Consider the following 26,696-nt stretch of genomic DNA (forward strand, 5'->3'; position numbering starts at 1 on the left):
GTTGCCCGGACACGCCCCGCGGCGCGGGGAGTGTGCCCCCGGTGACGTTCTGACTCTCCCGGGCAGCCCGGGATCACAGCGGCGGGACCGTCCCGGATTCACACCGGAGTTCCTCGCCGAGGGCATGGGCATCATGTCACGGTGCGCGCTCGCGCATTACTGTGGCGGCGTGATCGAGGTCGTCGGCTGCCCTGCGAGCGGCGTCGCCGATCTGCCCGGCGCCCAGCTCTCCCTGCTGTATGACGCAGCGCTCGTCGTCTCCTCGCCCCGCCTGCTCGACACTCTCGACTCGTTGGAGCCGGCACCCAGCGCGGCACGCCGCGCGTGGCCCGAGCCGTTGCTGGCCGGTCTCGACGACCTGATCGACTCGTTCGGCGCGTCCGGCGATCGCCCGGTCGTGGTGCTCGCGACGGGCGACCCGCTGCTGTCCGGCATCGGCACCACGCTGCTGCGGCGTCGTGGTCCGGAGGGGGTCCGGGTCCACCCCGCGGTGTCCTCGGTGGCGCTGGCGCGGGCCCGCATGGGCTGGCCCGCCGAGACCGCCGCGTGGGTGTCGGTTGTGGGGCGCCCGCTCGGACGGGTCACGGCGTTGCTCACCCCCGGCGCGCGCCTGGTGGTGCTGAGCTCCGACGAGACCACGCCGGCCCGACTGGCGAGCCTGCTCGCCGAGCGCGGCCTCGGCGCGGCCCGCCTCACCGTGCTCGGCGACCTCGGCACGCCGTCGGAGTCCCGGCACGACTGCACTGCGAGCGAATACGCTTACGCCGCACCGCGACTCAACGTCGTTGCAGTGGAGCTGCCGCCAGTCGCAGCGCCGTCCGACGGGCCGTTCGGTGGCCCGAACGCGTTGCTCGGCAGTGTCTCCGGCCGGCCCGACGACGCGTTCCACACCGACGGGCAGCTCACCAAGGCCGAGATCCGCGCCGTCGCGCTGTCCCGGTTGCGGCCCGCACCCGGCGCCGTCCTGTGGGATCTCGGTGCCGGCACCGGGTCCGTGGCCGTCGAGTGGTGCCTGCGCCATACCTCCGCCCGGGCGTATGCCGTGGAGCGGCGCGCGGACCGGGTCGCGCTGATCCGCCGCAACCTCGCCGAGACCGGCGCCGACCTGCGCGTGCTGGAGGCCGACATCGGCGCCGCCCTGGTGCAGCTGGTCGACCTGGACAGGCCGGACGCGATCTTCCTCGGCGCCGGGGTGACCGAGCCGGTGCTCGACCGCTGTCTCGCGGCCTTGCGGCCCGGTGGGCGGCTCGTGGCGCACGCGGTCACGCTGGAGTCGGAAAGCGTGCTGGTGCAGGCATATCGGCGCATCCGGGCGGACGCCGGCAACGTCACGTTGCGCCGGATCGCCGTGGAGTCGGCCGAGCCGCTCGGCGACTACCTGAGTTATCGCCCGGCCCGCGCGGTCGTGCAACTGGCTGTCCAGCAGGATGGTGCCCCGTGACCGTCCACTTCATCGGCGCCGGCCCCGGCGCTGCCGACCTGCTCACCCTCCGTGCCGTGCGACTGCTCCAGGCGAGTCCGGTCTGTCTCTATGCCGGCACCTATCTCGACGACGCAGTGCTCGCGCACTGCCCGCCCGGCGCCAAGCTCGTCGACACCCAGCATCTCGACCTCGACACGATCACCGCCGAGCTCGTCGCCGCTCACGAGGCGGGACACGACGTCGCGCGCCTCTGCTCGGGCGACCCGTCGGTCTTCTCGGCGGTCGCCGAGCAGGCGCGGCGGCTCGACGCCGCCGGTGTGCCGTGGGACGTCTGCCCCGGTGTGCCTGCGTATGCCGCGGCCGCCGCGCTCATCGGCCGCGAGCTGACTGTGCCGGAGGTCGCCCAATCGGTGGTCCTGACTCGCACACAACGGGATTCGACCCGGATGCCCAGCGGCGAGCAGCTCGAGTCGTTCGCCGCGACCGGCGCGACACTGGTGCTGCACCTGTCGATCCGACGGGTGCGGGAAATTGCCGAGCGGCTCACGCCGTTCTACGGCGCCGACTGCCCGGTCGTGATCGGCAGCCGGGTCAGCCAGCCGGAGGAGCTGGTGCTGCGCGGCACGCTCGCCGACATCGCCGAGCAGGCGGAGCGGCACGCCCTGAAACAAGCCGCGGTCATCATCGTCGGCCGCGCGGTGAACAGCCGTGATTTCGTGGAGTCACACCTCTACTCGGGTGCGCCGCGCACGCCGGGTGCCGCTCAGGACTGAGAGCGCGGCGTCCACACCGCGCCCGAGCTGCTGACCACCGTCGAGCTGGATCCGACGATCACCAGGCAACCCATGTCGACGGTTTCCGGGTCGAAGTCGCCCAGGGTGGTGACCGTGACCGATTCCTGCTCACGACCGATGTGCCTGCCCACGACCACGATCCGGTCCTCATCGGTGGCTTCGAGCAGCACCTCGCGGGCCCGCCCGAGTTGGTCGGGACGGCTTGCGCTGCGCGGGTTGTAGATCGCGATCGTCAGGTCGGCGTGTGCCAGTGCACGCAGTCTGCGCTCGATCACCTCCCACGGCTTCAGCCGGTCCGAGAGCGAGATCAGCGCGTGGTCGCCACCCAGGGGAGCGCCGGCCCGCGCCGCCGCGGCGTGTGCGGCGGTGACCCCCGGATGCACCCGCACGTCGACCTGCGCATATGACGGGTCGTCCGATGCGGCGGTCTCCTGTGCTTCCAATACCGCTGACGCCATGGCGAATACGCCCGGGTCACCGCCGGAGACGACGGCGACGTCGTGACCGGCACGCGCCAGGTCGAGCGCGGCGACGCCGCGGTCGACCTCGACCGTGTTGCCCGAGAAATGGCGGGTGAGGCCCTCCCGCGGCGCGACGCGTTCGACATACGGCCGGTAGCCGACGACATGCCGCACCTGCGCGAGGATCCGCTCCGCCTCGGGGGTGACCCAGTCGTCCGGGCCCGGGCCGAGTCCCAGCACGTGCACGGTGCCGGCGCCTGCGGTGGCCGGTTGCGGGTCCGGTGTCTCGGAAACCGTTGGTGTCATTGCTCGTCCGGCCGCGTCAGCGCGCAGGTCGCGTCCGGTGACGACGACGAGGGACATGTAGGGCACGGTGGCGGGGTCGACGTGAAGGATGGGTCTGACCCGCTGGTGCTCGCTGCTCGCCCGCTCGACGTACCAGGCCCGGTCGAGCAGGCCGGCCTGCCGGACGGCTTCCAGCACGTTGGGGAAGGTGCGGCCGAGTTTCATGACGACCGCCGCGTCGGTCGCGCTCAGCCGATCGGCCAGTTCGCGCACCGGCAAGGTGCCGGGCAGCACGGTCAGGGTGTCCTCGTGCCGGCAGAGGCCGGTGCCGACGGCGGCGGTGGCTGCGGCCATCGACGTCACGCCCGGGACTACCTCCACCGGGAAGCGGGGCTTCAACAGGTCGTGGACATACATGAACGACCCGAAGAAGAGCGGGTCGCCCTCGGCGAGCACGACGACGGAGCGGCCGGCGGACAGGTGGGCGGCGAGCCGGCCGGCGCAGTCGTCGTAGAACTCGGCCAGGAGCGCGTGATAGCCGCCGGGGTGATCGGTGCTGCCGGTCGTCACCGGGTAGACGAGCGCCTCGTGGGTCACGTTGTCGGACAAGTAATCCCGCGCGATGGACAGCGCGACCGAGTCCTTGTGCGCGGCTCGGTGGTAGGCGACGACATCCGCACTGCCGATCAGGCCGGCGGCGGCGACCGTCACCAGGGACGGGTCGCCCGGACCCACCCCGACGCCGTAGAGATGGCCCGGCTCGGCGGATCGCGACGGTGTCCTGCGGCCGACGGTCATGCGAGCTCGTCCGGGTTGGCGAGCGCGTTGAGCGCGGCCGCCGCCATGGCCGACCCACCGCGGCGGCCGCGCACGACGAGCCACGGCACCTGCCCGCCCGGCAGCTCGTGCTCGGCGAGCGCGCTCTTGGACTCCGCCGAGCCGACGAAACCGACTGGCATGCCGACGATCGCGGCCGGTCGCGGTGCCCCGTCGGCCAGCAGCTCCAGCAGGTGGAACAGCGCCGTCGGCGCGTTGCCGATCGCGACGACGGCGCCGTCGAGCCGCTCCCGCCACAGTGACACCGCGGCGGCCGAGCGCGTGGTGCCCCACTCGGTGGCCAGCTCGGGCACCCGTGGATCACGCAGGGTGCACAGCACCTCGTTGCGCGCGGGGAGGCGGCGCCGGGTGACGCCGCGGGCGAGCATCTCGCTGTCGGTGAGGATGGCCCCGCCCGCATCGAGCGCGGCGCGCGCGGCCTCGACGACGTCGGGGTGCGCAGCAAGCTCGCGCACCACCTCGGTGTCGCCGGCGGCATGGGCGACGCGCACGGCTACGCCGCGCAATGACTCGGGAAGCTCGTGCAGCGGTGCCTCGGCACGAATGATGCCGAAGGACTCCTTGTAGATCGCGAGCCCGTCGGTCTGGTAGTCGTAGCGCCGGCTCGGACGGCGAATCTCCTTGTCAATCATGTGTTGTCGTGCTTCTTCCAGGCATCGATCAGGGCATCGGGTGTCGCGTCGGATGGTGGCACGATCGCGATGTGGGCGCGTGCCGGGGTGCCGCAGCGGCGTGCGCAGCCGCTGAGGTGCAGGGCGGTGCCGGGTGCGTCGGCCCGCGCCATGAGCTGCCGGGCGAGCGGGAGCGTCTCGACGTCGGTCCGTGCGCACCACGGCGCCCCGATGCAGGCGGTCACCGGCGCGGCGGGCTCGACCAGCAGGCCGGCATCGGCGGCCATCGCCAACGCGGCAGGCACGTCCTGCGGCCGCGCGACGGGCAGCGCGACCGCCTTCCACGGCGTGAGCTCGACGCGGTCGGTGCCGAGCCGGTCGGCGAGCTCCGTCAGTGCGGACACCTCAGCCGCACCCGCCAGGCCGAGCGGTATGCCGGCCAGGACGTATCGCCCGTGCACGCCCGGTTGCGGGGGATCGGCGATGGTGGGGGACCAGCTCGCCATACCCGCGAAAAGTGTTGCGCTGGAAGGAAGTTGGTGAGTCCGCCATACACCGACGTCAGCGCGTTGCCGGAGGAACTGTTCGGCGAGGTCGAGCGCTGCGGGGATCTCGCCGCCAGAAGGGACCGACCGGCCGACGTAGCCGAGATCCGGTCGGCGCACCGCAACGGCGCCGGGACGGATGACGATGTCGGCGCCGGCAGCGGCGATGGCGGCCGACGGCGTGTCCTCCACCGCGAAGAGGAAGCGGCCGGGCAGCTCGGCGAGCGCCGGACGTGCGCACAGCGCGCGGTCGAGACGGCGGGCGGTCGCCGCGGCGTCGTGGGAGAACGGCGCGGTCAGGATGTTGCGCACGCGCTCGTGGGTCGTCGACGGCAGCAGTCCGAGGTCCGCGATCTCGGTGACGACACTGTCGGGCAGCGGATCCGGCAGGCCCCTGACCTGCAGGTTCGCCCGCGAGGTGAGCTGCAGGAACGGCGCCCCGTGCTCGCCGGCGACCCGCAGTAGTCCCTGCATCGTCGCGAGCCGGAGGTGTCCGCCGGGCACCCGCAACCGCACGATCGCGCCGTCGCCACCGGGAAACGGCCGCAGCAGCCCGGGGCAGGCGTCGGGAGCGGGCGGTTGCGGCGTCACGGCTCCCGAGCGTACGCGGCGGCCTCGGTGGATTAGAGTCGGTCGCGGTCGGGTGGTCTGGAAGCCGGTGTGAATCCGGCACGGTCCCGCCACTGTGAGTCGCGCATGAGCGGCGAGTCAGGAACAGCGCCCGGCCGGCGCGCGACAGACGTCACGTGTCACACACCGGATCGCAGGGGCGCGGACCCCGCGAAGGAGACCCGCCGATGACTCGCATCGCCCTGCTGTCGACGTCCGACACCGACCTGCTGTCCGCCCGCGCGAGCGGCGCCGACTACGTGCTGGCCAACCCGACCCGGCCCGGGCCGGTCGACCCGTCCACCGCGGTCACCGATGCCGACATCGTCGTGGTGCGCATCCTCGGAGCGCCCGACGAGATGCAGCAGCACTTCGCCCGGGCCCGCGAGGCCGGCAAACCGCTGGTCGTGCTCGGCGGTGAGCAGACGCCCAACGCCGCGCTCATGGAGCTGTCGACCGCTCCCGCCAACGTGGTGCACCAGGCGCACACCTACTTCGTGCAGGGCGGCGCCGACAACCTGCGCAGCCTGCACGGCTTCCTCGCCTCGACGCTGCGGCTCACCGACGACGACTTCGACCCGCCGACGACCCTGCCGACCTGGGGAGTCCTGGATCGCCCTGCAGTTGCTGATGATTCGGCGGTGCGGCCCAAGGTCGGCATCCTCTTCTACCGTGCGCAGTATGTCGCGGGCAACGACGCCTACGCCCACGCTCTTGCGGATGCCGTCGACGCGGCGGGAGGGGTCGGTCACCCCGTCTACGTCAGCTCGCTGCGCGACGCCGACGACGACCTGCTCGACCACCTGCAGTCCTACGACGTGCTGGTCACCACTGTCCTGGCCGCCGGAGGCACCAAGCCGGGCACGGCCGGAGCCGGTGGCGACGACGAGGCCTGGGACGTCGCCGCACTCGCGGCCCTCGACGTGCCGATCATCCAGGGGCTCTGCCTGACCTGGTCCCGCGCGGAGTGGGCCGCCTCCGACGACGGGATGTCCCCGCTCGACGTGGCGACCCAGGTCGCCGTGCCGGAGTTTGACGGCCGCCTCATCTCGGTCCCGTTCTCGTTCAAGGAGATCGACGTCGACGGCCTCCCGGCGTACGTGCCGGATCCGGAGCGCTGTGCGGCTGTTGCGGGGCTCGCGGTCAACCACGGACGCCTGCGCCATACGCCTGCGGCGAAGCGGCGGGTCGCGGTCGTGCTGTCGGCATACCCGACCAAGCACTCGCGCATCGGCAATGCGGTCGGCCTCGACACCCCGGTCTCCACGATCCGGCTGCTGCGTGCGATGCGTGACGCGGGCTACGACCTCGGAGATCCGGCGGTGATCCCGGGGCTGGAGCCGCTGCCGGCCGTCGAGGGGGAGGAGCCGGACACCACGAGCGGCAACGCGCTGATCCATGCGCTGATCGCGGCGGGCGGACAGGACCCCGACTGGCTCACCGAGCAGCAGCTGAGCGAGCACGTGGTGCGAATCCCCGCCGCGCGTTACCGGCGCTGGTTCGACGCCCTGCCTGGCGACCTGCAGGAGTCGATGACCGAGGCCTGGGGGGAAGCCCCCGGATCGCTCTACCTGGACACGTCGCGGGTGGGGCAGCCGGGTGCGGATCCCGATGGCGAGATCGTCTGTGCGGCAATGGTTTCCGGCAATGTGGTGATCCTCGTGCAGCCACCGCGCGGCTTCGGTGAAAACCCGATCGCGATCTATCACGACCCGGACCTGCCGGTCACCCACCACTACCTCGCGACCTACCGGTGGTTGCAGGAGGAGTTTGGCGCGCACGCCGTCGTCCACGTCGGCAAGCACGGCAACCTCGAATGGCTGCCCGGCAAAAACCTCGCGATGTCGCCGAGCTGCGGCACCGACGCGGCGCTCGGCACGATGCCGCTGATCTACCCCTTCCTGGTCAACGACCCCGGCGAGGGCACCCAGGCCAAGCGGCGTGCGCACGCGACGGTCGTCGACCACCTGGTGCCGCCGATGGCCCGCGCCGAGTCCTATGGCGACATCGCCCGGCTCGAGCAGCTCCTCGACGAATACGGCAACGTCGCGGCGATGGACCCGGCGAAGGCCCCGGCGCTGCGCGCGCAGATCTGGACGCTGATCCAGGCCGCGAAGATGGATCACGATCTCGGCGTTTCCGGTGTGGACGTTGATGATTCGGATGCCTTCGACGAGTTCGTGATGCACGTCGACGGCTGGCTGTGCGAGGTCAAGGACGTGCAGATCCGCGACGGGCTGCACATCCTCGGGCAGACGCCCGCCGGCGAGGGCCAGGTCAACCTGGTGCTGGCGATGCTGCGCGCGGCGCAGATGTTCGACGGCACGACGGCGGCTGTGCCGGGCCTGCGCACGACGCTCGGACTCGACGAGTCCGAGGGCGACCGCGGCGCGGTCGACCGGGCCGAGCAGACCGCCCGAGACCTCGTGCAGGCCGTCGCCGACGCGGGCTGGCAGGTGGACGCAGTGGATCGGGCGGTTGTCGACGTGCTCGGTGAGACGAACGAGAATGCTTCTGCTGCCTTGCGATTCGCCTGCACCCAGATCGTGCCACGCTTGGAGCGCACCCCGGACGAGCTGACCAACGTGCTGCGCGCGCTCGACGGTCGCTACATCGCCGCGGGTCCGTCGGGGTCCCCGCTGCGTGGCCTCATCAACGTGCTGCCGACCGGTCGCAACTTCTACTCGGTCGACCCCAAGGCCATCCCGTCGCGCCTCGCGTACGAGACCGGACAGTTGATGGCGGAGTCGCTGCTCGACCGATACCGCGAGGAGACCGGCGCACTCCCGCGCTCGGTGGGCATTTCCGCATGGGGCACGTCCGCCATGCGCACCTCCGGTGACGACATCGGCGAGATCCTTGCGCTGCTCGGCGTGACCCCCGTGTGGGACGAGGCATCCCGCCGGGTCGTGGGCCTCGAGCCCATCGGGCTGGCCGAGCTCGGCCGTCCGCGGATCGACGTCACCGTGCGCATCTCGGGCTTCTTCCGGGACGCCTTCCCGCATGTCATCGCCCTGCTCGACGATGCCGTCGCGCTCGTGGCCGGACTCGACGAGCCCGACGAGCACAACTTCGTGCGCGCCCACGCCCGGGCCGACGAGGCCGCGCACGGTGACCCCCGCCGGGCGCGCACCCGGATCTTCGGGTCGAAGCCGGGCTCCTACGGGGCCGGGGTGCTCCAGGTGGTGGAGTCCGGCGACTGGCGCGGCGACAGCGACCTCGCCGAGGTCTACACCGCCTGGGGCGGCTACGCCTATGGTCGCGACCTCGACGGCAAGCCGGCGCGGGAGGACATGGAGCGCAGCTATCGCCGCATCGAGGTGGCCGCCAAGAACATCGACAACCGCGAGAGCGACATCCTCGACGCGGACGACTATTTCCAATATCACGGCGGCATGGTCGCGACCGTGCGTCAGCTGAGCGGCCGGGAGCCGCGGGCCTATGTCGGCGACTCGACCAATCCCGGTGCGGTGCGGACGCGTTCGCTGCAGGAGGAGACCAACCGGGTCTTCCGGTCGCGGGTGGTCAACCCACGCTGGATCGGCGCGATGCGCAAGCACGGCTACAAGGGCGCGTTCGAGCTGGCGGCCACCGTCGACTACCTCTTCGGGTTCGATGCCACCGCCGGCGTGGTAGCCGACCACATGTACGAGCAGATCGCCGGTGCCTACGTGCTCGACAAGGAAAACCAGGACTTCCTGCGCCAAGCCAATCCCTGGGCGCTCCAGGGCATCGTCGAGCGCCTCACCGAGGCGGTCGAACGAGGCCTGTGGGAAGCGCCGGAGCAGGAGACCATCGAGGCGATGCAGCGGGTCTATCTGGACGTCGAGGGTGACCTCGAAGATGACGGCGCCTGAGCACGGCTTCCGGCGCCCGACGCCGGTCGTCGGGGACCGCTCGTCGGCGCGGGAGCGGGGCGCGGACCCGACGGGCTGGCGGATGAGCGAGGCGGTCGTCGAGGGACTGGACGCCGCGATCGGCGCACGCCGCGACCTCCGGCGCTACCGGCCCGACGCCGTGCCCGAGCCGTATGTCGAAAAGGTCCTCCGGGCAGGGCATTCCGCGCCGTCGGTCGGACACTCCCAGCCGTGGCGCTTCATCGTCGTGACCGACCCCGCCCTGCGGGACAGGGCGGCGCACATGGCGGACCGCGCGAGGATCCGGCAGGCAGCAGGCCTCACCCCGGACCGGGCCGCGCGGTTGCTCGATCTGAAACTCGAGGGGATCCGCGAAGCACCGCTCGGCATCGTCGTCGCCTGCGACCGTCGTGCGGCCGCTGGCGGGGTGCTGGGCCGGGCGACCTTCCCCGACACCGATCTGTGGTCGTGCGCCTGCGCGATCCAGAACATGTGGCTCACCGCGCGGACCCTGGGTCTGGGCATGGGCTGGGTCACCCTTTTCGAACCCGTCGAGCTGGCCGAGCTGCTGGGCCTGCCGGACGGCGTCGAGACGCTCGGCTGGCTGTGTCTGGGCTGGCCGGACGAGCGACCACCGTCCCCCGGACTGGAACGCGCCGCGTGGTCCCGGCGACTGCCACTGGACGAGGTCGTCATGCGCGACGGGTGGCACGAGCACGCACCGCCCACCTCGCATCTGCGCGGGCCCGGTGCCGAAAAGCTGGTAACGGCAACGGATTCCGCGGATGACGTGCTCACCCCGCCGGATGCGCTCGGGGTGCTCGACCGGGCCGTGTCGCGGGTCGCTGCGCTGCTCGATGGTCGTGTCGCCGGTGGCAGTCTCGTGCTCGCCGGAGCCGACCACCCGGTCGCTGCCTTGGGCGTCAGCGCGTTCGAGCCGTCGGTGACCCGCGACGTGCTGACCGCTGCCGTCGAGGGCACCTCGGCCGGCGCGGTCGCGGCCCGTGCCGCCGGCCTCGAGGTCGTCGCGGTGGACGCCGGGGTGAGCGGGGACCCGGTCGCGGGCGCGGTCGACGCCCGGGTCGCCGGCCCGCGCGGCGACCTGGCCGGCGCACCCGCACTGAGCGCGAGTGCCGTGCGCGAGCTTGTCAACCGCGGACGCACGATCGGCGCATCCGCTGCCGCGACAGGCATGGTCGCCCTCGGCGAGGTCGGCATCGGCAACACGACGATCGCGGGTGCACTGACCTGCGCACTGCTGACGCTGCGACCGGACGAGGTCGCCGGGCTCGGTGCGGGTGCCGATGACGCGATCGTCGCCCGCAAGCGGCAGGTGATCGCCGACGCCCTGTCCCGTGCCGGCGCGGTTGCCGACCCGATCGAGTTGCTCGCCGAGCTCGGCGGCCCGGAGATCGCGGTGCTGACCGGTGTGGTGCTCGGTGCCGCTTCGGCGGGCGCGCCGGTCGTGCTGGACGGACTCGCGACCTCGGTGGCCGCAGCTCTCGCCATACGCATCGAAGGGGGAGTGCAGGCCTATCTCGTTGCCGGACAACGCAGTCGGGAGGCGGCACACGACGCGGTGCTCACCGAGCTGGGCCTCGAACCGTTGTTGCAGCTGCGGCTGCGTGCCGGCGAAGGCGTCGGAGCGTGTCTCGCGGCGTCGTTGCTCGCGCAGGGCGCCGCGATCCGGGCAGGCACCGCCAAGACCATCGCGCCCACTGACGGCTCCCTCGGCGATTGACGGCCTGATCGGAGCGTCAGTCGCCGAGGGAGCCGTCAGTCGCGGGGTCTCGTCGCGGGGGCGCTCAACGCATAGACGTCCATCACCCAGCCGTCGCGCCGGCGGATCTCCGCGCGCGTGCTGGTGATCCGGTCGATGACGTCGCAGAGGCGTCCCGCGTCGAGGGCTTGTGACGGCAGACCGAGCTGGGCGCCCCAATGGATCTGCAGGTCGGGGAAGCGCTCGACCAGCTCGGCGCACCGCAGGTGGCCGTCGAGCATGACCACGACCGTCCCAAGGGCGGGGGAGTAGGACTCGACGAGCCGCCGCCCGGTGGTGATGTGCACCGGCTCGCCGACGCCGTGCAGCACGATCCCGTGGGCGGCGGCCAGGGCTTGAAATGCGGTGATGCCGGGCGTGATGCGCACGTCCAACGGCATCCGCTCGGCGAGGTTGTCCACCACCCGGATCGTGCTGTCATAGAAGGCCGGGTCGCCCCACACGAGGAAGCCGACGACGTGGTCGGCGGGCAGCTCGGCGATCACCTCGGCGTAGGCGGCGGTCCGTGCCTCGTGCCAGTCGCGCACTGCTCCGGCGTATGCCTCGGCCGGTCGCGCGGCGTCGGGCCCGCGCTGCGGGTCGGGCAGCGTCACGAAGCGATGGGGATGGTCGCCGGCACTGCGCCGCACGACTTCCTCACGTAGGGCGACCAGCTGTCGTTTCGCGTCGCCCTTGTCGGCCACCAAGAAGGTGTCGACCCGCCGGATCGCGTCGGCGGCCCCGGCAGTCAGGTGATCGGGTGCCCCGGCGCCGATGCCGATGACCTCGACCCGCCGAACGTGCCTGGCACTCATCGTGATTCACCCGCAACTTCGATCATGCGGTCAACGTCGGCATGGGTCTCCAGTGCGTCCGCGAGGCGGTCGATCATCGCTTCACGGGCGGCGGCGAAGCGCGGCCGGTCGGCTGCCGGCCGCCACGGCGACCCGGCCGCCTCCGCGACCTGCCGCAGCCACTCGGCGCGGAAGTCGTCGCTCTCGAAGATGCCGTGCCACATGGTGCCGGTGACGGTGCCGGTCGTCGCGCCGCCGGGGAACGAGCCATCCGCGTCGGGCCGCCCGTGATGGATCGTGTAACCCGCGACCGGGAGCCCACGCCATACGTCAGTGGGACGCCCCAGCACCTTGTCGGCGGTGAATCGCACTGTGCCACCGAGCATTCCGAGCCCGTCCACGGCACCGGCTCCGCTCTCGACCGGGTCATCGATGCCTTCGCACAGCATCTGGTAGCCGCCGCAGATGCCCAGCACCGGCCGCCCCGCTGCGGCACGGTCGCGCACCACGTCGGCGATGCCGGACTCGCGCAACCAGCGCAGGTCGGCGACGGTCGCCCGCGAGCCGGGCAGCACCAGCAGGTCCGCGGCGGCGCACACCCGCGGGTCGCGGGTCACCGTCACATCGACACCGGGCTCACTCTCGAGCGGGTCGAGATCGGTGGCATTGGAGGTGCGGGGCAGCGCCACGGCCGCCACCGAGAGCGTCGGCTCCTCGGCGGTCACCGGTGCGTAGCGGCCGTTGGACAGGGCGTCCTCCGAGTCGATCCAGACATCGGCCAGCCACGGCAGCACACCGTATGACGGGAGCCCGCATCGCCGGCTCAGCTCCGCCAGGCCCGGCTCGAGCACGGACTCGTCGCCGCGGAACTTGTTGACCAGGTAGCCGCTGAGCAGCGCACGGTCGGCATCGTCCAGCAGCCCCCAGGTGCCGTAGAGCGCCGCGAGCGCGCCACCGCGGTCGATGTCGGCGACCAGCACGACCGGCAGGCGGCCGTGCTGCGCGAGACCCATGTTGACGTAGTCGCCGCCGCGGAGATTGACCTCGGCTGGAGAGCCGGCCCCCTCGCAGATCACTAGGTCGTGGGTGGCTGCCAGCTCGTCATACGCGGCGAATGCCGCCTGCGCCAATGCCGTTCGGCCCGTGGCATATTCGCCGGCGCGAAGCTCGCCGGCAGGCCGGCCCCGGAGCACCACGAAGGAACGCCGGTCGGAGGACGGCTTGAGCAGCACCGGGTTGTGCAGGCTGCCCGGCTCGACGCCCGCGGCGAGTGCCTGGAGATATTGCGCGCGGCCGATCTCCGACCCATCGGAGCAGACCATCGAGTTGTTCGACATGTTCTGGGCCTTGAACGGCGCAACCCGTAGGCCACGTCGGTGCAGCGCGCGGCACAGTCCGGTCGTGACGAGGGACTTGCCGGCGTCGGAGGTCGTTCCGGCAACGAGGATCCCAGGCACGGGCCAAGTGTAGGTGGGCGCCTCCGGAGTGGACGGGCACGTAGGCTGGCCACGATGCGCACGATCTTCCTGGTCCGGCACGGACAGTCGACCTGGAATCTCGCCCGTCGTCTGCAGGGACAGACTCCGCACCCGCCGCTGACCGACCTCGGCCGTGCGCAGGCCGCCCGTGCGGCGGAGCACCTGCGATCCGCGCTCGGCCCGCAGTGCCGGCCGGCGCTCTGGACCAGTGATCTCGTGCGCGCCCGGCAGACGGCCGACGTCATCGGCGCTGCACTCGGACTGACGCCGCAGGTGTCGGCGGCCCTGCGTGAGCAGTCGATCGGCGACCTCGAAGGACGGGGTTATGGCGAGCTCCACCCCGAGGATCATCCGGAGGGCTCCGAGAGCTTGGATATCAGCGAAATCCGTTGGGGCGGTGGCGAGTCCGTGCTCGATGTCCACCGCCGCCTGATGCCGTTCCTGACCGGCCTCGACGACGGCACGCACATCCTGGTCAGTCACGGCGACGCGATCCGGGTCGCCCTCGCGATCCTGGACGGTCGGACCCACCGCGAGGTCGACTGGGACAGCCCGATGCCCAATGGCGTTGTCACGCGCCGGGATTGGCCTCCAGCCACTGAGCCCGACCGAGCAACCGGCGCCTGATCTGGTCGGTGAGGCCGGTGGCATCGTCAGCCAGCTCAGGCAGCTCGGCGACGTCGGGCCGGTGCTGCCGCACCCACAGCAACCGCCACCGCCGGAGTCGGATGCTTCTCGCCGCGATCGGCAACGTGGTTGCGCCGGCCGCAACCAGGTTGCGGATCGCGGCGAGGACTGCATCGTTCCGGCGGCCGCGGCGGCCCGCGACGTGGACCGCGTCGAGGCGCACGTCGACCGTCATACGAAATCGGCCGGCGGGGCGACGGTCGCGTCCTGCCCGGCGCGACGCAGCGCCTCGGCGACGAGCCCGGTCGACTTGGCGTGCTCCACGAACGCTCGCAGGTATGACGCAGCGACCGCCGGCAACGCCTTCGGCCCGGCGACCGCCTGCTGGATCTGCATGAAGGCGGGCTCCAGGACTCGCAGGTCGTAGCGTTCGGCGTGCGCGAGCACCGGCTGGCGGATGCCGGCGGCCACCTCGAGGTGGGCCGACTCGAGCACCTCGACACCGTCCGAGCCACGCACCACGGTCGCCTGCTCCAGGGTGCGCGTCAGGAAGAGGTCATAGGCCGAACCCTCTTTGACACCAACTCGATTGCCGGGACGGTCGACGTCCTTCGCGTGCTGCAGGTCGCTGTCGGCGGGCACGGCATACACCCCCTCGATCAGCACGTAAGGCGCCGTGAAGCTCACCTCGGCGGCACGCGCCGGTTCGTCGGCGAGGAAGGCGATGTCCACCTGGCCGGACGTCAGCGCGGCGAAGGCGTCGCGCGCCGCGTCGACCGTCCGCAGCTCCACGGGCACGCCCAGGCCACGGCCGAGCTCCTCGGCCAGTGCGACCGTCACGCCGGTGGGTTCGGCCGCGGTGCCGCCGGCCAGCACCGGGTTGCCGAGGTTGATGGCCGCGCGCAGGGTGCCGGTCGGGGCGAGGGCGCGGACGACGCTCGAGGCTTCCATGCAGCCGATCCTGTCAGGTCGGCTCCGACACCGCGACCGGTGCGGGCGGCACCTGGGCTGACGACGGGGTCGAGGTGCGCCGGATCGTGAGGCAGACGGCGGCGGCGACCAGGCAGAGGACGGCGGCGAGGTAGAACGCCGACGCGTAGGTGCCGGTGTCGTCCCGGATCCAGCCGGCGCCCCACGCCGCGACTGCGGCACCCAGCTGGTGACAGGCGAAGATCCACCCGAAGACCACCGGCGCGCGGTCGCCGAAGTGCTCCCGGGCGAGCGCCATCGTCGGTGGCACCGTCGCCACCCAGTCGAGGCCGTAGAACAGCACGAACGCCAGCATGTTCGGGTGCATCGAGGAGGAGAAGAGCGACGGCAGCAGACTCAGCGCGACGCCGCGTAGCCCGTAGTAGACGACGAGCAGCACGCGCGGGTCGACCCGGTCGGTGAGCCAGCCGGACCCGATGGTGCCGACGATGTCGAAGATGCCGACGAGCGCGAGCAGCGACGCGGCGGTCGTCTCGTGCATGCCGTGATCCATCGCGGCCGGGATGAAGTGGGTGCTCACCAGCCCGTTGGTCGTCGCCCCGCAGATCGCGAACGTGCCGGCGAGAAACCAGAACGCCCGGTTGCGACTGGCGATGCGCAGTGTCTGCAGCGCCATCCGGGCTCCGCCACCGGTGCTGGGCGAGACGTAGCCGTCGGGAGCGCCGTAGGCGACGGCGCCGATGTCCTCGGGCCGGTTGCGCATGAAGATCAGCACGAGCGGCACCACCGCGAAGGCGGCCAGCCCGACCACCGCGGTCGCCCATCGCCACCCGGCCGCATGCGAGATCGCCGCCAGGACGGGCAGGAAGATCAGCTGGCCGGTGGCGTTCGCCGCGGTGAGCACACCGGAGACCAGGCCGCGCTTGGCGTGGAACCAGCGACCGGTGACGGTGGCGACGAGTGACATTGACATCGACCCCGTGCCGAGCCCGATGAGCAGACCCCAGCAGAGGATGAGTTGCCACGGGCTGGTCATCCAGACCGGCAGGATGGCGCCCGCCGCGACCAGGACGAGGGCGACCAGGCACACCGGGCGGATGCCGAAGCGCTCCATGAGGGCCGCCGAGAACGGCGCGGTGAGTCCGAAGAGCACCAGGTTGAGCGACACGGCGGACCCCATCAGACCCATCGACCAGCCGAACTCCTGGTGTAGCGGATCCATGAACACGCCTGGTGCAGCGCGGAATCCGGCCGAACCGATCATGGTGAGGAAGGTGACGGCCGCGATCGCCCAGGCCGGGTGCAGTCGCGGGATGCGTCGGGTCTCGCTGGTCACCGGTTCAGCGTGGCGCGCTGCGGCATACGACGCGAGTGGCCGGAGAGCCACTATGTGCAAGAATCAGGCCATGCCGCATCACGTGGTCGTCCTGGCGCTGGACAACGTCGTCGCGTTCGAGCTCGGCCTGCCGGCGCGCTTCTTCGCCACGGACTCGCTGCTGCCCGGCTGGCCGGAGGCGCCGCAGGGCGACCCGCCGTATGTCGTGTCCCACGTCACCGTCGACGACGGGCCGGTGACCACCTCCGCCGGCTACTCCGTGCTGCCCACTCATCCGGTCGAGACCCTGGCCGAGGCCGACACGGTCGTGATCTGCGGGATGCCCGGTCACTCGGTGCTGGAGGACGGCACGCTGTCCGCCGCCGAGCACGCGGCGCTCGACCTGGTGCCGGCCGGCGCCCGGTGGATCAGCGTGTGCACCGGCGCGTTCGTGCTCGCCGCGCGGGGGATGCTTGACGGCCTGCGGGTGACCACGCACTGGCAGCACGCCGAAGCGTTCCGCCGCATCTTCCCGCACATCGAGCTCGACCCCGACGTGCTCTTCGTCGACAACGGCGACATCCTGACGTCGGCCGGCAACGCAGCCGGAATCGACTTGCTGCTGCACGTGATTCGGCGCGACCACGGTGCGGCGACGGCAGCCAACGTCGCTCGCGGTTGCGTGGTGGCACCGGCGCGACCCGGCGGGCAGGCGCAGTTCATCGACCGGCCGGTGCCGACCGGTGCCGGGGAGGGCACGGGCGACACTCGTGCCTGGGCGCTGGCACATCTGCACGAGCCGCTCGCTCTCGCCGACCTGGCCCGGCACGCCCGGATGAGCGTGCGCACCTTCACCCGGCACTTCCGGGCCGAAACCGGTCAGTCCGCGGGTGAGTGGCTGACGGCGGCCCGCATCACGCACTCCCGGCGGCTGCTGGAGGAGACCGTCCTGTCGATCGACCAGGTCGCCGCGGCGTGCGGCTTCGGCACCGCAGCCGCCTTCCGCGCCCAATTCCGTTCCTGCGTCGGGATTTCGCCTAGCAACTACCGGCGCAGCTTCACCGCCGATCGGGTGGGTTGAGCCGGTCTGGGTGATCCGTCAGCGGCCCGGGTGATCCGTCAGCGGGCCGGATCGGGCAGGTCAACCCGGCCGACGTGGTCGAAGCCGTGCACCTGCTCCCCGTCGCCGCCGTGCTTGTGCAGGTAGGCGACGGCGCGCCGCAGGTCGGCGACGAGGTCGTCGGCCAGGTCGCGGCTGAGCCCGTTGCGGATCACCATGCGCTGCACCGTGCGATCGGACAGATTGTCCGGCAGGGGATAGGCGGGCACCTGCCAGCCGTTCGTGCGCAGCTGGTTGGACACGTCGAACGCGTCCCAGCCGGTCACGTCCTTGGCCAGCCGCCAGGTCACCACCGGCATCGACATCCGGTCGGTGAGCAGCTCGAATTCCGGCATGGCTGCTACCTGTTCGGCGATCCACCGAGCAACGTCGAGGCTTGCCTGCTGCACCTGGCGATAGCCGGTGCGGCCCAACCGCAGGAATTGGTAGTACTGCACGGTGACCTGCGACGCGGGACGGGAGAAGTTGAGGGTCAGCGACGGGGTGTCCCCGCCGAGGTAGGCGACGTGGAAGATCATCTCCTCCGGCACCGCGTCGGCGGACCGCCAGACCACCCACCCGACGCCCGGCGTGACCAGGCCGTACTTGTGCCCGGAGGTGTTGATCGACTGCACCCGGTCCAGCCGGAAGTCCCACTCGAGCGAGGGGTCGACGAAGGGCGCGATCATCCCGCCAGACGCAGCGTCGACGTGCAGACGCACGTCGAGCCCGGTGTCCTGCTCGAGTTTGTCCAGGGCAGAAGCGAGTTCGGCGATCGGCTCGTAGGCGCCGGTGTAGGTCACGCCGAGGATGCCCACCACCCCGATGGTGTTCTCGTCGACGTATGACGGCAGCTGCGCACCGGTCAGCGTCGGGCGCTCGTCGTCGATCGGCACCATCCGGGCCTCGACGTCGAAGTAGTTGCAGAACTTCTCCCAGCACACCTGCACCGCCGAGCTCATCACCAGGTTGGGGGAGTCGGTGGGCTTGCCCGCGGCGCGCCGGGCAGCCTGCCAGCGCTTCTTCAGAGCCAGGGCACCCAGCATCGCCGCTTCCGAGGAGCCGACCGTCGAAGTGCCCAGCGAATGCTCAGGATTGGGGGCATGCCACAGGTCGGCGAGCATCCGCCAGCAACGGTGCTCGAGCTCCGCCGCCATCGGATATTCGTCCTTGTCGATCAGGTTGCGATCTGCGGTCTCGCGGTAGAGGTCATAGGCCCGCTCGTCCATCCACGTGGTCACGAACGTCGCGAGGTTCTGCCGCGCGTTGCCGTCGAGCTGTGCCTCGTCGTGCACCAGCTGGTAGGCGGTGTCCGGCAGGCTCGCGTCGTCCGGCAGGCGATAGCGCGGCACGGTCCGCATCAACTCCGGACGGGCGAAGATCGGGCAGACCTCGAGGTCGGCGGGGCGTTCGGCGTTGTAGCGGACCATGTTTCACCCTGCTACGGGCGGCGAGCCGCTGGCAAGAGGCCACGGCAAGAGGCGACGGCACCGCGGACGGCAGGTCGGGTGCCTCAGGTGGTGTAGTGGCCCGCCTCGATGTCCTCGACCAGGCTCGGGTGGGTCGGCTCCCAGCCGAGCGCCTCTCGCGTCCAGCTCGCCGAAGCGGGTTGGTCGATCGACAGCAGGCCGCCGAGGAAGCCGAAGTCCGGGGCAGGCCGCTCGGCGGTCGGCACCCCCAACTGAGCTCCGAGGAGCGCGGCGATCTGCCGCGTCGGCACGCCCTCGTCGCCGACCGCGTGCAGCATCGTGCCCGGCTCCGCCTGCTCGATCGCGAGGCGGAAGAGGACCGCCGCGTCGAGCACGTGCACGGCGGGCCAGCGCTGTGTGCCGTCGGCGACATAGCCGGAAACGCTTGAAGTGCGGGCCAATTCGCTCAGGCGGGAGATGAACCCGTGCTGCTCGCCGGCGCCGTGCACCGAGCGCGGCAGTCGCACCACCGACGACCGGACCCCGCGGTCGGCGAGCGCGAGCACGGCATAGCCGTTGTCGTCCCGGCCGGAGGCGGGCGTGCCGGCCGCGGCGCGATCGTGCTCGGTCGCGACCTGCCCCGGTATGGCGGGGGTCCCCGACGCGATGGTGAGCGCCTTGCCCGTGCCCTCGAGAGCGTCACCGAACGCTGCGATGAGCGCGGCGTCCTCGGCGACCGACTCCTGCATGTGGGAGAAGTCGTGGTTGAAGGCGAGGTGGATGACCGCGTCGGCGTCCCGTGCGGCAGCGCTCATCGCGGCCAGGTCGGTCATGTCCGCGCGGACGACCTCGACGTCACGGTCGGCCAACGAGCTTGCGGCGGAGCCGGATCGGGCGAGGCCGACGACCGAGTGACCGGCCGCCTGCAGCTCGGGCACGAGCGCCGAGCCGACCCAGCCGGACGCTCCGGTGACGAAAATGCGCATGGTTGCTCCTAGCTTTCGGGGGAAGTGCTGTCAGGGGTTTCGGCAGGCGCGGTCAAGGGTTGGGTCAGGCCGGCCGCCAGCACCTCGCGGAGGGCGCGGTGCTGATGCCGGGCGACGACGGCGAAGTCGCGCGTGCCGGTGGCCCATTCGCCGATGGACTGCCGCAGGCAGAGCACCGCGAGACCTGCGGCGACCGTCGCGGCCTCGGGCACCACCCCGCGTGCCTCCAGGGCCGCGGCGAGGGTGTCGGTGAGCGCCTGCCGCTTGAGGAGCTCGCGCTCGAGCAGCTCGGGAGCCGACGCCACCGCCGCCTGCCGGGTGCGGACGAAGTCGCGCCGCTCCGCGGGGAAGATCTCGCCGACGCTCTCCACCGCCAGGGCCACCGTCTCCCAGACGGGCGTGCCCTCGGGGGCCGCCTGGATCGCCGCGCTCATCCGCTCGCCGAGCAGGGCCCGCTCGGCGAAGATCACCTCCCGCTTGTCGCCGAAGTAGCGGAAGAAGGTGCGCCGGGTCAGCCCCGCACGGTCGGTGATCTCGGCGACCGAGGTCCGGTCGTAGCTCTGCTCGACGAACAGCTCCATCGCAGCCTGCGAGAGGCGCTCACGCGCGCCGGGTTGCCATCGAGCCATGACTCCACCGTAACACCAGTGATGACACTATGTGACATCACCGGGCATTGCGACGTTTCGCAACTCCGACTGATGCCATCAGCAACTTATGTGAGAAGTAATACGGCGTTACGATCGTCGGGTGGCACGACTCCTCGACTTCCCCAACCCGGTCAACGAGAAGGCGGCGCGCAGCGTCGCGGCCGGGGTGCTGGCGCTCAGCCTGATCACCGTCGTCACCGGATGGTGGTGGCTGACCGTGCCCCTGGCCTACGGCTTCGTCGCGCGCGTCCTCGCCGGCCCGCGGTTCAGCCCGCTCGGCCGGCTGGCGACGCGCGTCGTCGCGCCCCGGCTGGGTGCGCCCAAGCTCGTCCCGGGTCCGCCGAAGCGCTTCGCGCAGGGCGTCGGGGTCGTCTTCTCGCTGGCCGGGCTCGTGCTGGCGTTCGCCGGGCAGCAGACCGCCGCCACCGTCATACTCGTGGTGCTCGCGGTGTTTGCCGGCCTGGAGTCGATCGTCGGATTCTGCGCTGGTTGTTACGTTTTCGGCCACTTGATGCGCCTCGGCGTCATTCCCGAGGACACCTGCGAGGCGTGTGCCGACATCAGGCTGCGCCAGTCTGCCTGACTGGCCCGCTCTCAGTCGCCGCTGACGAGCTGCGCCACCGCCTGTCCCGTCGGCACACTGTCCCCAAACGTCCGTATGACGTGGGTCGCGCCCTCCAGCTCTTCGTCGTCGGTGACGTAACCGAGGGCCACGACCAACGCCGCGGGGTTGCGCTGCAACGCCGCGCGCAGCTGGTCGCGCTCGGTCGCGTCGCGCGCCGGAGCGCCGACCACGAGCACGTCGGCGACGGGCAGGTCCGCGTGGGCGAGAAGCCGGTCGTCGCCCGCCTGCCCCTCTCCGCCCCCACCCGACGTGAACGCGCTGGTGACGACCGAGCCCGGACGGGCGTGCACCAGAGCGGTCACGACCGAGGCGGTCAGCGCGCCGCTTGCGACATTGCGCTGCCGGCGCAGGTCGACGATCTGCAGCGGCCGGCCCGGGAGCGCCATCGCTCCGCGCACGGCCAGCGATCGTGCCGCGGCGATCCGGTCGGCCTCGGCATCCGCGTTGGCGTCGGCCCTGGCGTCGCCCTGCCCGCCCGGACGGCCCGGCCCGTGCGAGCCGCACCACTGCCACAGCCGGTCCACCCGGTCCGCCGCCTCCTCCAGCCGGCCGACCGGCAGCCGTCCCTGCATGGCGGCGTCCACCAGCGCCCCGCGCGCTTCGGCGAAGACGCGCTCGTCGCTGCCCGGGTGGTCGGCGCCGAGCACCGGGTTGCCGAGTCCGAGCAGATCGGCGCCGGCAAGCAATGCCTGCACGCAGCCCTCACCGAGGCCGATGGTGTCGCGGATCGCGCTCATGTCGAGCGCGTCGCTCATGATGACGCCGTCGAAGCCGAGCTCGTCCCGCAGCATCCGCAGCGCCGCCGGGCTGATCGTGGCCGGCCGGTCCGGGTCGACCGCGCCGATGATCACGTGGGCGGTCATGACCGCCTGCACCCCGGCCCGCACCACGGCCGCGAAGGGCGCGAGTTCCCGCTCGCGCAGCACCTCCATCGGTGCGTCGACGTGCGGGAGCCCGACGTGCGAGTCGACGGCGGTGTCGCCGTGCCCGGGGAAATGCTTTGCCGTTGCTGCGATTCCGGTGTGTTGCAGACCCTCGACATACGCCACGCCGTGCCGGGACACGAGCTCGGCGGTGGCGCCGAACGACCGCACGCCGATGACCGGGTTGGCCGGGTTGCTGTTGACGTCGACCACCGGCGCGAGGTCGATGTCGATGCCGGACGCGGCGAGGTCGTGACCGATGGCGGCGGCCACGCGCCGGGTGAGACCGGGGTCGTCGGCCCGGCCGAGCGCCGCCGCACCGACGTGCGGTGAGCCGCCCCGTGCGCCGAGCCGGCTGACGATGCCGCCCTCCTCGTCGGTGGCGATCAGCACCTCGCCGGCAGCGTGCAGCTGCGCCGAGAGTGCCGCGGTCTGCTCCACGTCGCCGATGTTGTGGCTGAAGTAGACGACCCCGCCGAGGCCCGTCTCCACCGCACGCGACAGCCAGGCCGGGGGAGCCGACCGGCCGGCGAAGCCGGGCTTCAGCACCCGGTGCACCAGACGGTCGACCGCCGGGTCGATCACTTCACCGCTCCGGACACCAGGCCGGCACCGAGCCGGCGCTGCGCCAGCACGAAGACGACGACGACCGGGATCGTCACCATGGTCGAGGCGGCCATCAGCCCGCCCCAGTCGTTGACGTGCGCACCGAAGAATCGTTGCAGACCGACACCGACGGTGAGCCGGTCGTCCTTGCTCAGGAAGGTCAGCGCGAAGGTGAACTCCTCCCAGGCCATCACAAACGAAAACGCAGACGTGGCAACCAATCCCGGCACGACCAACGGCAGCAGCACGGACCGGAACATCCGCCACCAGCCGCATCCGTCGAGATAGGCCGCCTCCTCCAGTTCGCGGGGCACGGCGGCGACGAAGCCCTGCAGGTTCCAGATCGCGAACGGCAGCGAGAAGGCGATGTAGACCAGGATCAGGCCGAGCAGCGAGTTGAGCATCCGCCAGTCCTTCATCTGCAGGAAGAGCGGGATCACCAGGGCTTCGGCGGGCAGCATCTGCACGATCAGGATGAGCACCAGCATGGTGGACCGGAAGCGGAAGCGGAAGCGCGCGATGGCGACCGCGCCCAGCATCGCGAGCGCGCCGGACACCACGGCCGTTGCCACCGTCACGATCGCCGAGTTGAGCATGTACCGCCCGAAGTGGTTCTCGGTGAAGGCCCGCCGGAAGTTGTCCAGGGTCACGTCGGCCGGCACGAGACTGTCCGTGCCGGAACCGTTCTGGCCGTTGAGTGCCGTGCTCAGCATGAAGTAGACCGGGAAGAGCGTGAAGAGCAGCAGCGCGACGACGGCGACGGTCTTGCCGATGCCGGTCCAGGTGCGGGTTTTCATGCGGTGTCCTCCTCACGGAAGAGCAGGCGCAGGTAGACCAGCGTGATCAGCAGCAGCACCACGGTCAGCAGCACCGCGATCGCCGAGCCGAGGCCGTATTTGGTCTGGTTGATCGACGACACGTAGGACCACACCCCGAGGTTGAACACCTCGGGGTTGCTGCCGTCGCCGCCGGGCATCAGGTAGATCTGCGCGAACACCTTGAAGTCCCAGATCGTCGAGAGGATCGTCACCACCGCGAAGGCCGGCCGCATGAGCGGCACGGTGATCGACCAGAAGCGCCGCCACGCGCTCGCGCCGTCGATCTTGGCGGCCTCGTGCAACTCCGTCGGCACGGTCAGCAGCCCGGCGAAGATGGTGATCGCCACGAACGGGTAGCTGTGGTGCACCACGTTGAGCAGTGCGATCGCGTAGAACGAGTAGCGGTCGGTGAACCAGTTGTGACCTTCGCTGCCGACCAGGCCGATGCTCTGCAGGAAGTGCAGCGCAACCCCGTTGTCCGGGTCGAAGATCCACACCCACACGTAGGTGCCGGTCACCGCCGGCAAGGCCCACGCGATCAGCGCCGCACCGATCACCACCGCCCGCGTTTTCGGGCCCACCGACTGGAGCAGCAGGGCGACCAGAGTGCCGAGCACGACGGTGAGCACCACTGCCAATGCTGCGAATACGACGGTGTTGGGCAGGATCGTGCGCCACAGGTAGGACGCGGGCAGACCCGGCGCACCGGTGAAGATCTGCCGGTAGTTGTCCCACCCGATGAACACCGGGCTGCCGCTGATCACCTCGCGCAGGTTGTAGCGCTGGAAGGACAGCGTCGTCACCCGGACGATCGGGTAGAGCAGCAGTCCGGCGATGACCAGCAGCGGCCCGGCGAGCAGCAGCCACGGCCGCGTCTTGGATTCGCGCACCGATCAGCTCGTGCTGTTGAGGGTCGCGGTGATCGACTGCGACGCCTTGGTCGTCGCGGCATCGACCGAGGTGCCGGTGAGGATCGACTGCAGCATCTGGCTGATCGTCTTGTTGCCCTCGACCGTGCCCCACTGCGGCGCGTTGGGCACGTTGCGGCCGGCCTCGAGCATCGCCTTGGCGAAGGGCGCGACCAGCGGATCGGAGCTGCCGGCATACGTCTTGAGCAGGCTGGTGGTGGTCGGGAAGAACCCGCTCGCGTCGGCCCACTGCTTGGCGAGCGTGCCGCTCGTCATCAGCTGGACGAACTTCCAGGCCAGGTCGGGGTTCTTGCTCTTGGCCATGATCGCCAGGTTGGACCCGCCGACGAACGCCGGCGCGAGGCCGCCGTCCTTGCCGGGTATGGCGAAGGCCCCGATCTTGCCCTTGAGCTCGGGGTTCTGCTCCTCGACCGTCTTCGGCGTCCAGTTGCCCTGGATGACCATCGCCGACTTGCCCTTGGCGAAGGAGTCGAGCAGGTCGGTCTCCTTCCAGGTCGAGGCGGCGGTGGTCGACGAGCCGTCCTTGAGCGCGAGCCCGGTGTAGAAGTTGAGGCCGTCGCGTGCCTTCGTGCTGTCGAGCGCGCCCTTCCACTTGCCGCCGTCCTTGGTGGCGAAGTCACCGCCGTCGCCCCAGATGAAAGGCGCTGAGGCGTATGACGATCCGCCCGCGATCGGGAACGGCGTCATGCTCGGCTCCTTGGCCTTCAGCGTCTTGACCGCCTGCTGCAGCTGCGCCCAGTTGGTCGGGGGAGTGATGCCGGCCTTGCTGAAGACGTCCTTGCGGTAGACGATGCCGCGGACCCCGGCATACCAGCCCACGCCGTACTGCTTGCCGTCGTAGGTCGCGGAGTCCTTCAACGCCTGCAGCTCGTCCTTGCCGGTGCCGGAGGAGCCGACCTGCTGGGTGACGTCGGCGAGGCCGCCGACCGCGGCGAACTCCGGGGTCCAGGTGGTGCCGATCTCGGACACGTCCGGGCCGTTGCCGGCCGCGAAGGAGCGGACCAGGCGGTCGTGCGCGTCGGCCCACTCGACCTCCTGGATGTTGAGCGTGGCGCCGGTCTGCTTCTTGAACTCCGCCTTCGCGGCGGCGTAGAACTTCGAGGCGTCGGGGTTGGTGCCCTTCATCACCCAGAAGGTGAGCGACTTGCTGCCGCCGGCCGCGGCTCCCGAGCCGGAGCCGCCTGCGCCGCCCGCGCCGCCGGTGCTGCCCGAACCGCCGCTGTCGCCGCAACCGGCGAGGGCGAAGCTGAGAGCCGTGACGGACGCGACAAGTGCGGCTGTGCTGGTGCGCATGGTGTTCCTCCCGTGGTCCTGCCGCCTGACGTACGCGGCTTATCGACCGACCCTAGAGAAAAATTGCTCCGTAATGCCGACACATCGGGAAAAATCTTTCGCGCGCGTCGCGGGTGGGACGATGGGCGCATGTTCCGCATCGACGACGCGGTGGACACCCCGCCGTACCAGCAGATTTGCGACCAGGTGTCGGCGGGGATCGACTCCGGGGAGCTCGCCGCGGGGACCCGGCTGCCGTCGGTGCGGGCCCTCGCCGCCGAGCTGCACGTCGCGCCGGGCACCGTCGCCAAGGCCTACACCCAGCTGGAGCAGGCGGGCCTGATCGAGACCGCCGGTCGGTCCGGCACCCGCGTCGCCGCGACGGGCGGGCCGGTGGCGCTCGCGGCGGAGGCGGCCGCCGCCTTCGCCGACCGGGTGCGGCCGCTCGGCCTCGACGACGAGCAGCTGGTGAAGCTGGTGCGGGCGGCCCTCACGCCCTAGTCGGTATGCCGCGGCGCGCGCGTGACGTACGCCCGCGCGGGTGTGCGCGATCTCACCATCGCTGGAGTGGCGGGAATACCGGACGCCGGGATAGGGTTTTCGATATCGAAGTTCTCGACACCGAACGTCTCAAAGGAGAGACCCCAGCATGACCTCGCTCGCCCACGCCATCCGCTCCCGCCGTGAGTCCGCCCGCAGCCGTCGCGCCCTGATGCGCGCGATCGACAGCGCCTCGACTCCCTCGGCACGCGAGGACCTGCTCATCGCGATGCAGCGCTCGCAGGACGTCACGCGCTGACGCACCTGCACTGAGCCGGCCCGCCGGCATACAACGCCGGTAAGACAAAAGGCCCGATCCCTTTGGGGGAGCGGGCCTTTCGCATGCTGGTCTCGATACGGCCTCGCCTAGCGGCTCGGCCTACTCGACCAGCATGGGGTGGCTTGTCTAGCGGCTCGGCCTACTCGACCAGCATGGGGTGGCTCGGCCTACTCGACCAGCATGGGGTGGCTTGTCTAGCGGCTCGGCCTACTCGGCCAGCGTGAGTGCGGCTCG

At 71.1% G+C, this 26,696-nt stretch carries 24 protein-coding genes and 2 riboswitches; of the genes, 9 read left to right on the top strand and 15 right to left on the bottom strand.

Annotation, left to right across the window (positions count from 1 at the left end; translation table 11 throughout):
* Positions 1-33: 33 nt before the first annotated feature.
* A riboswitch (adenosylcobalamin (AdoCbl) riboswitch) is annotated at positions 34-125 on the bottom strand.
* A gap of 44 nt (positions 126-169) precedes the next feature.
* A complete protein-coding gene (cbiE, locus tag HJ588_RS14300) occupies positions 170-1,441 on the top strand; it encodes a precorrin-6y C5,15-methyltransferase (decarboxylating) subunit CbiE (protein WP_171156708.1) in 1,272 nt (423 codons plus the stop codon).
* The gene (locus tag HJ588_RS14305; RefSeq protein WP_171156710.1) at positions 1,438-2,196 is read left to right on the top strand and encodes an SAM-dependent methyltransferase; all 759 of its coding nucleotides are present in this window, start codon (positions 1,438-1,440) and stop codon (positions 2,194-2,196) included. The genes cbiE and HJ588_RS14305 overlap by 4 nt, the downstream gene beginning before the upstream one ends.
* On the opposite strand, the gene HJ588_RS14310 is transcribed toward HJ588_RS14305, so the two are convergent.
* The 3 genes from HJ588_RS14310 to HJ588_RS14320 are packed head-to-tail and all read right to left on the bottom strand — an operon-like array spanning position 2,187 to position 5,547.
* Entirely contained in the window at positions 2,187-3,761 is a 1,575-nt protein-coding gene (locus tag HJ588_RS14310; protein ID WP_171156712.1) for a precorrin-2 C(20)-methyltransferase, read from the bottom strand. The genes HJ588_RS14305 and HJ588_RS14310 overlap by 10 nt on opposite strands.
* Positions 3,758-4,432, bottom strand: coding sequence for a precorrin-8X methylmutase (locus HJ588_RS14315; RefSeq protein WP_171156714.1), 675 nt, complete (start codon positions 4,430-4,432; stop codon positions 3,758-3,760). Before HJ588_RS14315 ends, HJ588_RS14310 begins: the two co-directional genes overlap by 4 nt.
* Entirely contained in the window at positions 4,429-5,547 is a 1,119-nt protein-coding gene (locus tag HJ588_RS14320; protein WP_171156716.1) for a cobalamin biosynthesis protein CobG, read from the bottom strand. Before HJ588_RS14320 ends, HJ588_RS14315 begins: the two co-directional genes overlap by 4 nt.
* A 33-nt stretch (positions 5,548-5,580) precedes the next feature.
* Positions 5,581-5,695: riboswitch (cobalamin riboswitch) on the top strand.
* A gap of 58 nt (positions 5,696-5,753) precedes the next feature.
* On the opposite strand from HJ588_RS14320, the gene cobN reads away from it, so the two are divergent.
* A complete protein-coding gene (gene cobN / locus HJ588_RS14325) occupies positions 5,754-9,422 on the top strand; it encodes a cobaltochelatase subunit CobN (protein WP_171156717.1) in 3,669 nt (1,222 codons plus the stop codon).
* Positions 9,409-11,163: a 5,6-dimethylbenzimidazole synthase gene (gene bluB / locus HJ588_RS14330; protein WP_171156720.1), complete on the top strand. Its 1,755-nt coding sequence runs from the start codon at positions 9,409-9,411 to the stop codon at positions 11,161-11,163. Before cobN ends, bluB begins: the two co-directional genes overlap by 14 nt.
* A gap of 35 nt (positions 11,164-11,198) precedes the next feature.
* Here bluB and cobF read toward each other — a convergent pair whose 3' ends face one another.
* Together cobF and HJ588_RS14340 are read right to left on the bottom strand one after the other, a co-directional pair.
* Complete coding sequence (gene cobF / locus HJ588_RS14335) at positions 11,199-11,996, bottom strand: precorrin-6A synthase (deacetylating) (protein WP_171156722.1); 798 nt, start codon at positions 11,994-11,996, stop codon at positions 11,199-11,201.
* Positions 11,993-13,432 carry a cobyric acid synthase gene (locus HJ588_RS14340; protein ID WP_171156724.1) on the bottom strand — a complete coding sequence of 480 codons (1,440 nt, stop codon included), beginning with the start codon at positions 13,430-13,432 and terminating at the stop codon, positions 11,993-11,995. The genes cobF and HJ588_RS14340 overlap by 4 nt, the downstream gene beginning before the upstream one ends.
* Before the next feature lie 54 nt (positions 13,433-13,486).
* Between HJ588_RS14340 and HJ588_RS14345 the strand changes: the two genes are divergently transcribed.
* Entirely contained in the window at positions 13,487-14,080 is a 594-nt protein-coding gene (locus tag HJ588_RS14345; RefSeq protein WP_171156726.1) for a histidine phosphatase family protein, read from the top strand.
* Here the strand turns inward: HJ588_RS14345 and HJ588_RS14350 are convergent.
* The 3 genes from HJ588_RS14350 to HJ588_RS14360 are packed head-to-tail and all read right to left on the bottom strand — an operon-like array spanning position 14,025 to position 16,346.
* On the bottom strand, positions 14,025-14,315 hold the full coding sequence (locus tag HJ588_RS14350; RefSeq protein WP_171156728.1) for a hypothetical protein: 291 nt from the start codon (positions 14,313-14,315) through the stop codon (positions 14,025-14,027). The genes HJ588_RS14345 and HJ588_RS14350 overlap by 56 nt on opposite strands.
* The gene (locus tag HJ588_RS14355; protein WP_171156730.1) at positions 14,312-15,031 is read right to left on the bottom strand and encodes a transporter substrate-binding domain-containing protein; all 720 of its coding nucleotides are present in this window, start codon (positions 15,029-15,031) and stop codon (positions 14,312-14,314) included. The genes HJ588_RS14350 and HJ588_RS14355 overlap by 4 nt, the downstream gene beginning before the upstream one ends.
* 13 nt (positions 15,032-15,044) lie before the next feature.
* A complete protein-coding gene (locus HJ588_RS14360) occupies positions 15,045-16,346 on the bottom strand; it encodes an MFS transporter (RefSeq protein ID WP_343036739.1) in 1,302 nt (433 codons plus the stop codon).
* Positions 16,347-16,416: 70 nt separating this feature from the next.
* On the opposite strand from HJ588_RS14360, the gene HJ588_RS14365 reads away from it, so the two are divergent.
* Entirely contained in the window at positions 16,417-17,406 is a 990-nt protein-coding gene (locus HJ588_RS14365; protein ID WP_212755951.1) for a GlxA family transcriptional regulator, read from the top strand.
* A gap of 38 nt (positions 17,407-17,444) precedes the next feature.
* On the opposite strand, the gene gad is transcribed toward HJ588_RS14365, so the two are convergent.
* The 3 genes from gad to HJ588_RS14380 form a co-directional block, all read right to left on the bottom strand.
* Entirely contained in the window at positions 17,445-18,854 is a 1,410-nt protein-coding gene (gene gad / locus HJ588_RS14370; protein WP_171156735.1) for a glutamate decarboxylase, read from the bottom strand.
* Between the two features lie 83 nt (positions 18,855-18,937).
* The gene (locus HJ588_RS14375; RefSeq protein WP_171156738.1) at positions 18,938-19,819 is read right to left on the bottom strand and encodes an SDR family oxidoreductase; all 882 of its coding nucleotides are present in this window, start codon (positions 19,817-19,819) and stop codon (positions 18,938-18,940) included.
* An 8-nt stretch (positions 19,820-19,827) separates the two neighbouring features.
* Positions 19,828-20,448 carry a TetR/AcrR family transcriptional regulator gene (locus HJ588_RS14380; protein WP_171156740.1) on the bottom strand — a complete coding sequence of 207 codons (621 nt, stop codon included), beginning with the start codon at positions 20,446-20,448 and terminating at the stop codon, positions 19,828-19,830.
* Between the two features lie 121 nt (positions 20,449-20,569).
* Between HJ588_RS14380 and HJ588_RS14385 the strand changes: the two genes are divergently transcribed.
* A complete protein-coding gene (locus HJ588_RS14385) occupies positions 20,570-21,052 on the top strand; it encodes a DUF4395 family protein (RefSeq protein WP_171156742.1) in 483 nt (160 codons plus the stop codon).
* Positions 21,053-21,063: 11 nt separating this feature from the next.
* Here HJ588_RS14385 and HJ588_RS14390 read toward each other — a convergent pair whose 3' ends face one another.
* From HJ588_RS14390 to HJ588_RS14405, 4 genes are read right to left on the bottom strand one after another with little or no spacing between them, the layout of a single operon-like run.
* Positions 21,064-22,602, bottom strand: coding sequence for a glycoside hydrolase family 3 N-terminal domain-containing protein (locus tag HJ588_RS14390; RefSeq protein WP_212755953.1), 1,539 nt, complete (start codon positions 22,600-22,602; stop codon positions 21,064-21,066).
* Positions 22,599-23,420, bottom strand: coding sequence for a carbohydrate ABC transporter permease (locus HJ588_RS14395; RefSeq protein WP_171156744.1), 822 nt, complete (start codon positions 23,418-23,420; stop codon positions 22,599-22,601). The genes HJ588_RS14390 and HJ588_RS14395 overlap by 4 nt, the downstream gene beginning before the upstream one ends.
* On the bottom strand, positions 23,417-24,331 hold the full coding sequence (locus HJ588_RS14400; RefSeq protein ID WP_171156746.1) for an ABC transporter permease subunit: 915 nt from the start codon (positions 24,329-24,331) through the stop codon (positions 23,417-23,419). Before HJ588_RS14400 ends, HJ588_RS14395 begins: the two co-directional genes overlap by 4 nt.
* Positions 24,332-24,334: 3 nt before the next feature.
* Entirely contained in the window at positions 24,335-25,663 is a 1,329-nt protein-coding gene (locus HJ588_RS14405) for a sugar ABC transporter substrate-binding protein (protein WP_171156748.1), read from the bottom strand.
* A 129-nt stretch (positions 25,664-25,792) separates the two neighbouring features.
* Here HJ588_RS14405 and HJ588_RS14410 point away from each other — a divergent pair, with 129 nt between their 5' ends.
* Both HJ588_RS14410 and HJ588_RS14415 read left to right on the top strand, forming a co-directional pair.
* A complete protein-coding gene (locus tag HJ588_RS14410) occupies positions 25,793-26,143 on the top strand; it encodes a GntR family transcriptional regulator (protein WP_171156751.1) in 351 nt (116 codons plus the stop codon).
* 148 nt (positions 26,144-26,291) lie between these two features.
* On the top strand, positions 26,292-26,441 hold the full coding sequence (locus HJ588_RS14415) for a hypothetical protein (protein WP_171156753.1): 150 nt from the start codon (positions 26,292-26,294) through the stop codon (positions 26,439-26,441).
* Positions 26,442-26,696 lie beyond the last annotated feature (255 nt).

The organism is Flexivirga aerilata (assembly GCF_013002715.1).
Classification (GTDB): Bacteria; Actinomycetota; Actinomycetes; order Actinomycetales; family Dermatophilaceae; genus Flexivirga; species Flexivirga aerilata.

Excerpts from the sequence above, each read along its gene's own strand:
- HJ588_RS14310 (WP_171156712.1), bottom strand. The coding sequence starts at position 3,761 with ATGACCGTCGGCCGCAGGACACCGTCGCGATCCGCCGAGCCGGGCCAT.
- HJ588_RS14315 (WP_171156714.1), bottom strand. The coding sequence starts at position 4,432 with ATGATTGACAAGGAGATTCGCCGTCCGAGCCGGCGCTACGACTACCAG.
- cobN (WP_171156717.1), top strand. The coding sequence starts at position 5,754 with ATGACTCGCATCGCCCTGCTGTCGACGTCCGACACCGACCTGCTGTCC.
- bluB (WP_171156720.1), top strand. The coding sequence starts at position 9,409 with ATGACGGCGCCTGAGCACGGCTTCCGGCGCCCGACGCCGGTCGTCGGG.
- cobF (WP_171156722.1), bottom strand. The coding sequence starts at position 11,996 with ATGAGTGCCAGGCACGTTCGGCGGGTCGAGGTCATCGGCATCGGCGCC.
- HJ588_RS14345 (WP_171156726.1), top strand. The coding sequence starts at position 13,487 with ATGCGCACGATCTTCCTGGTCCGGCACGGACAGTCGACCTGGAATCTC.
- HJ588_RS14350 (WP_171156728.1), bottom strand. The coding sequence starts at position 14,315 with ATGACGGTCGACGTGCGCCTCGACGCGGTCCACGTCGCGGGCCGCCGC.
- HJ588_RS14355 (WP_171156730.1), bottom strand. The coding sequence starts at position 15,031 with ATGGAAGCCTCGAGCGTCGTCCGCGCCCTCGCCCCGACCGGCACCCTG.
- HJ588_RS14365 (WP_212755951.1), top strand. The coding sequence starts at position 16,417 with ATGCCGCATCACGTGGTCGTCCTGGCGCTGGACAACGTCGTCGCGTTC.
- gad (WP_171156735.1), bottom strand. The coding sequence starts at position 18,854 with ATGGTCCGCTACAACGCCGAACGCCCCGCCGACCTCGAGGTCTGCCCG.
- HJ588_RS14375 (WP_171156738.1), bottom strand. The coding sequence starts at position 19,819 with ATGCGCATTTTCGTCACCGGAGCGTCCGGCTGGGTCGGCTCGGCGCTC.
- HJ588_RS14380 (WP_171156740.1), bottom strand. The coding sequence starts at position 20,448 with ATGGCTCGATGGCAACCCGGCGCGCGTGAGCGCCTCTCGCAGGCTGCG.
- HJ588_RS14395 (WP_171156744.1), bottom strand. The coding sequence starts at position 23,420 with ATGAAAACCCGCACCTGGACCGGCATCGGCAAGACCGTCGCCGTCGTC.
- HJ588_RS14405 (WP_171156748.1), bottom strand. The coding sequence starts at position 25,663 with ATGCGCACCAGCACAGCCGCACTTGTCGCGTCCGTCACGGCTCTCAGC.
- HJ588_RS14410 (WP_171156751.1), top strand. The coding sequence starts at position 25,793 with ATGTTCCGCATCGACGACGCGGTGGACACCCCGCCGTACCAGCAGATT.
- HJ588_RS14415 (WP_171156753.1), top strand. The coding sequence starts at position 26,292 with ATGACCTCGCTCGCCCACGCCATCCGCTCCCGCCGTGAGTCCGCCCGC.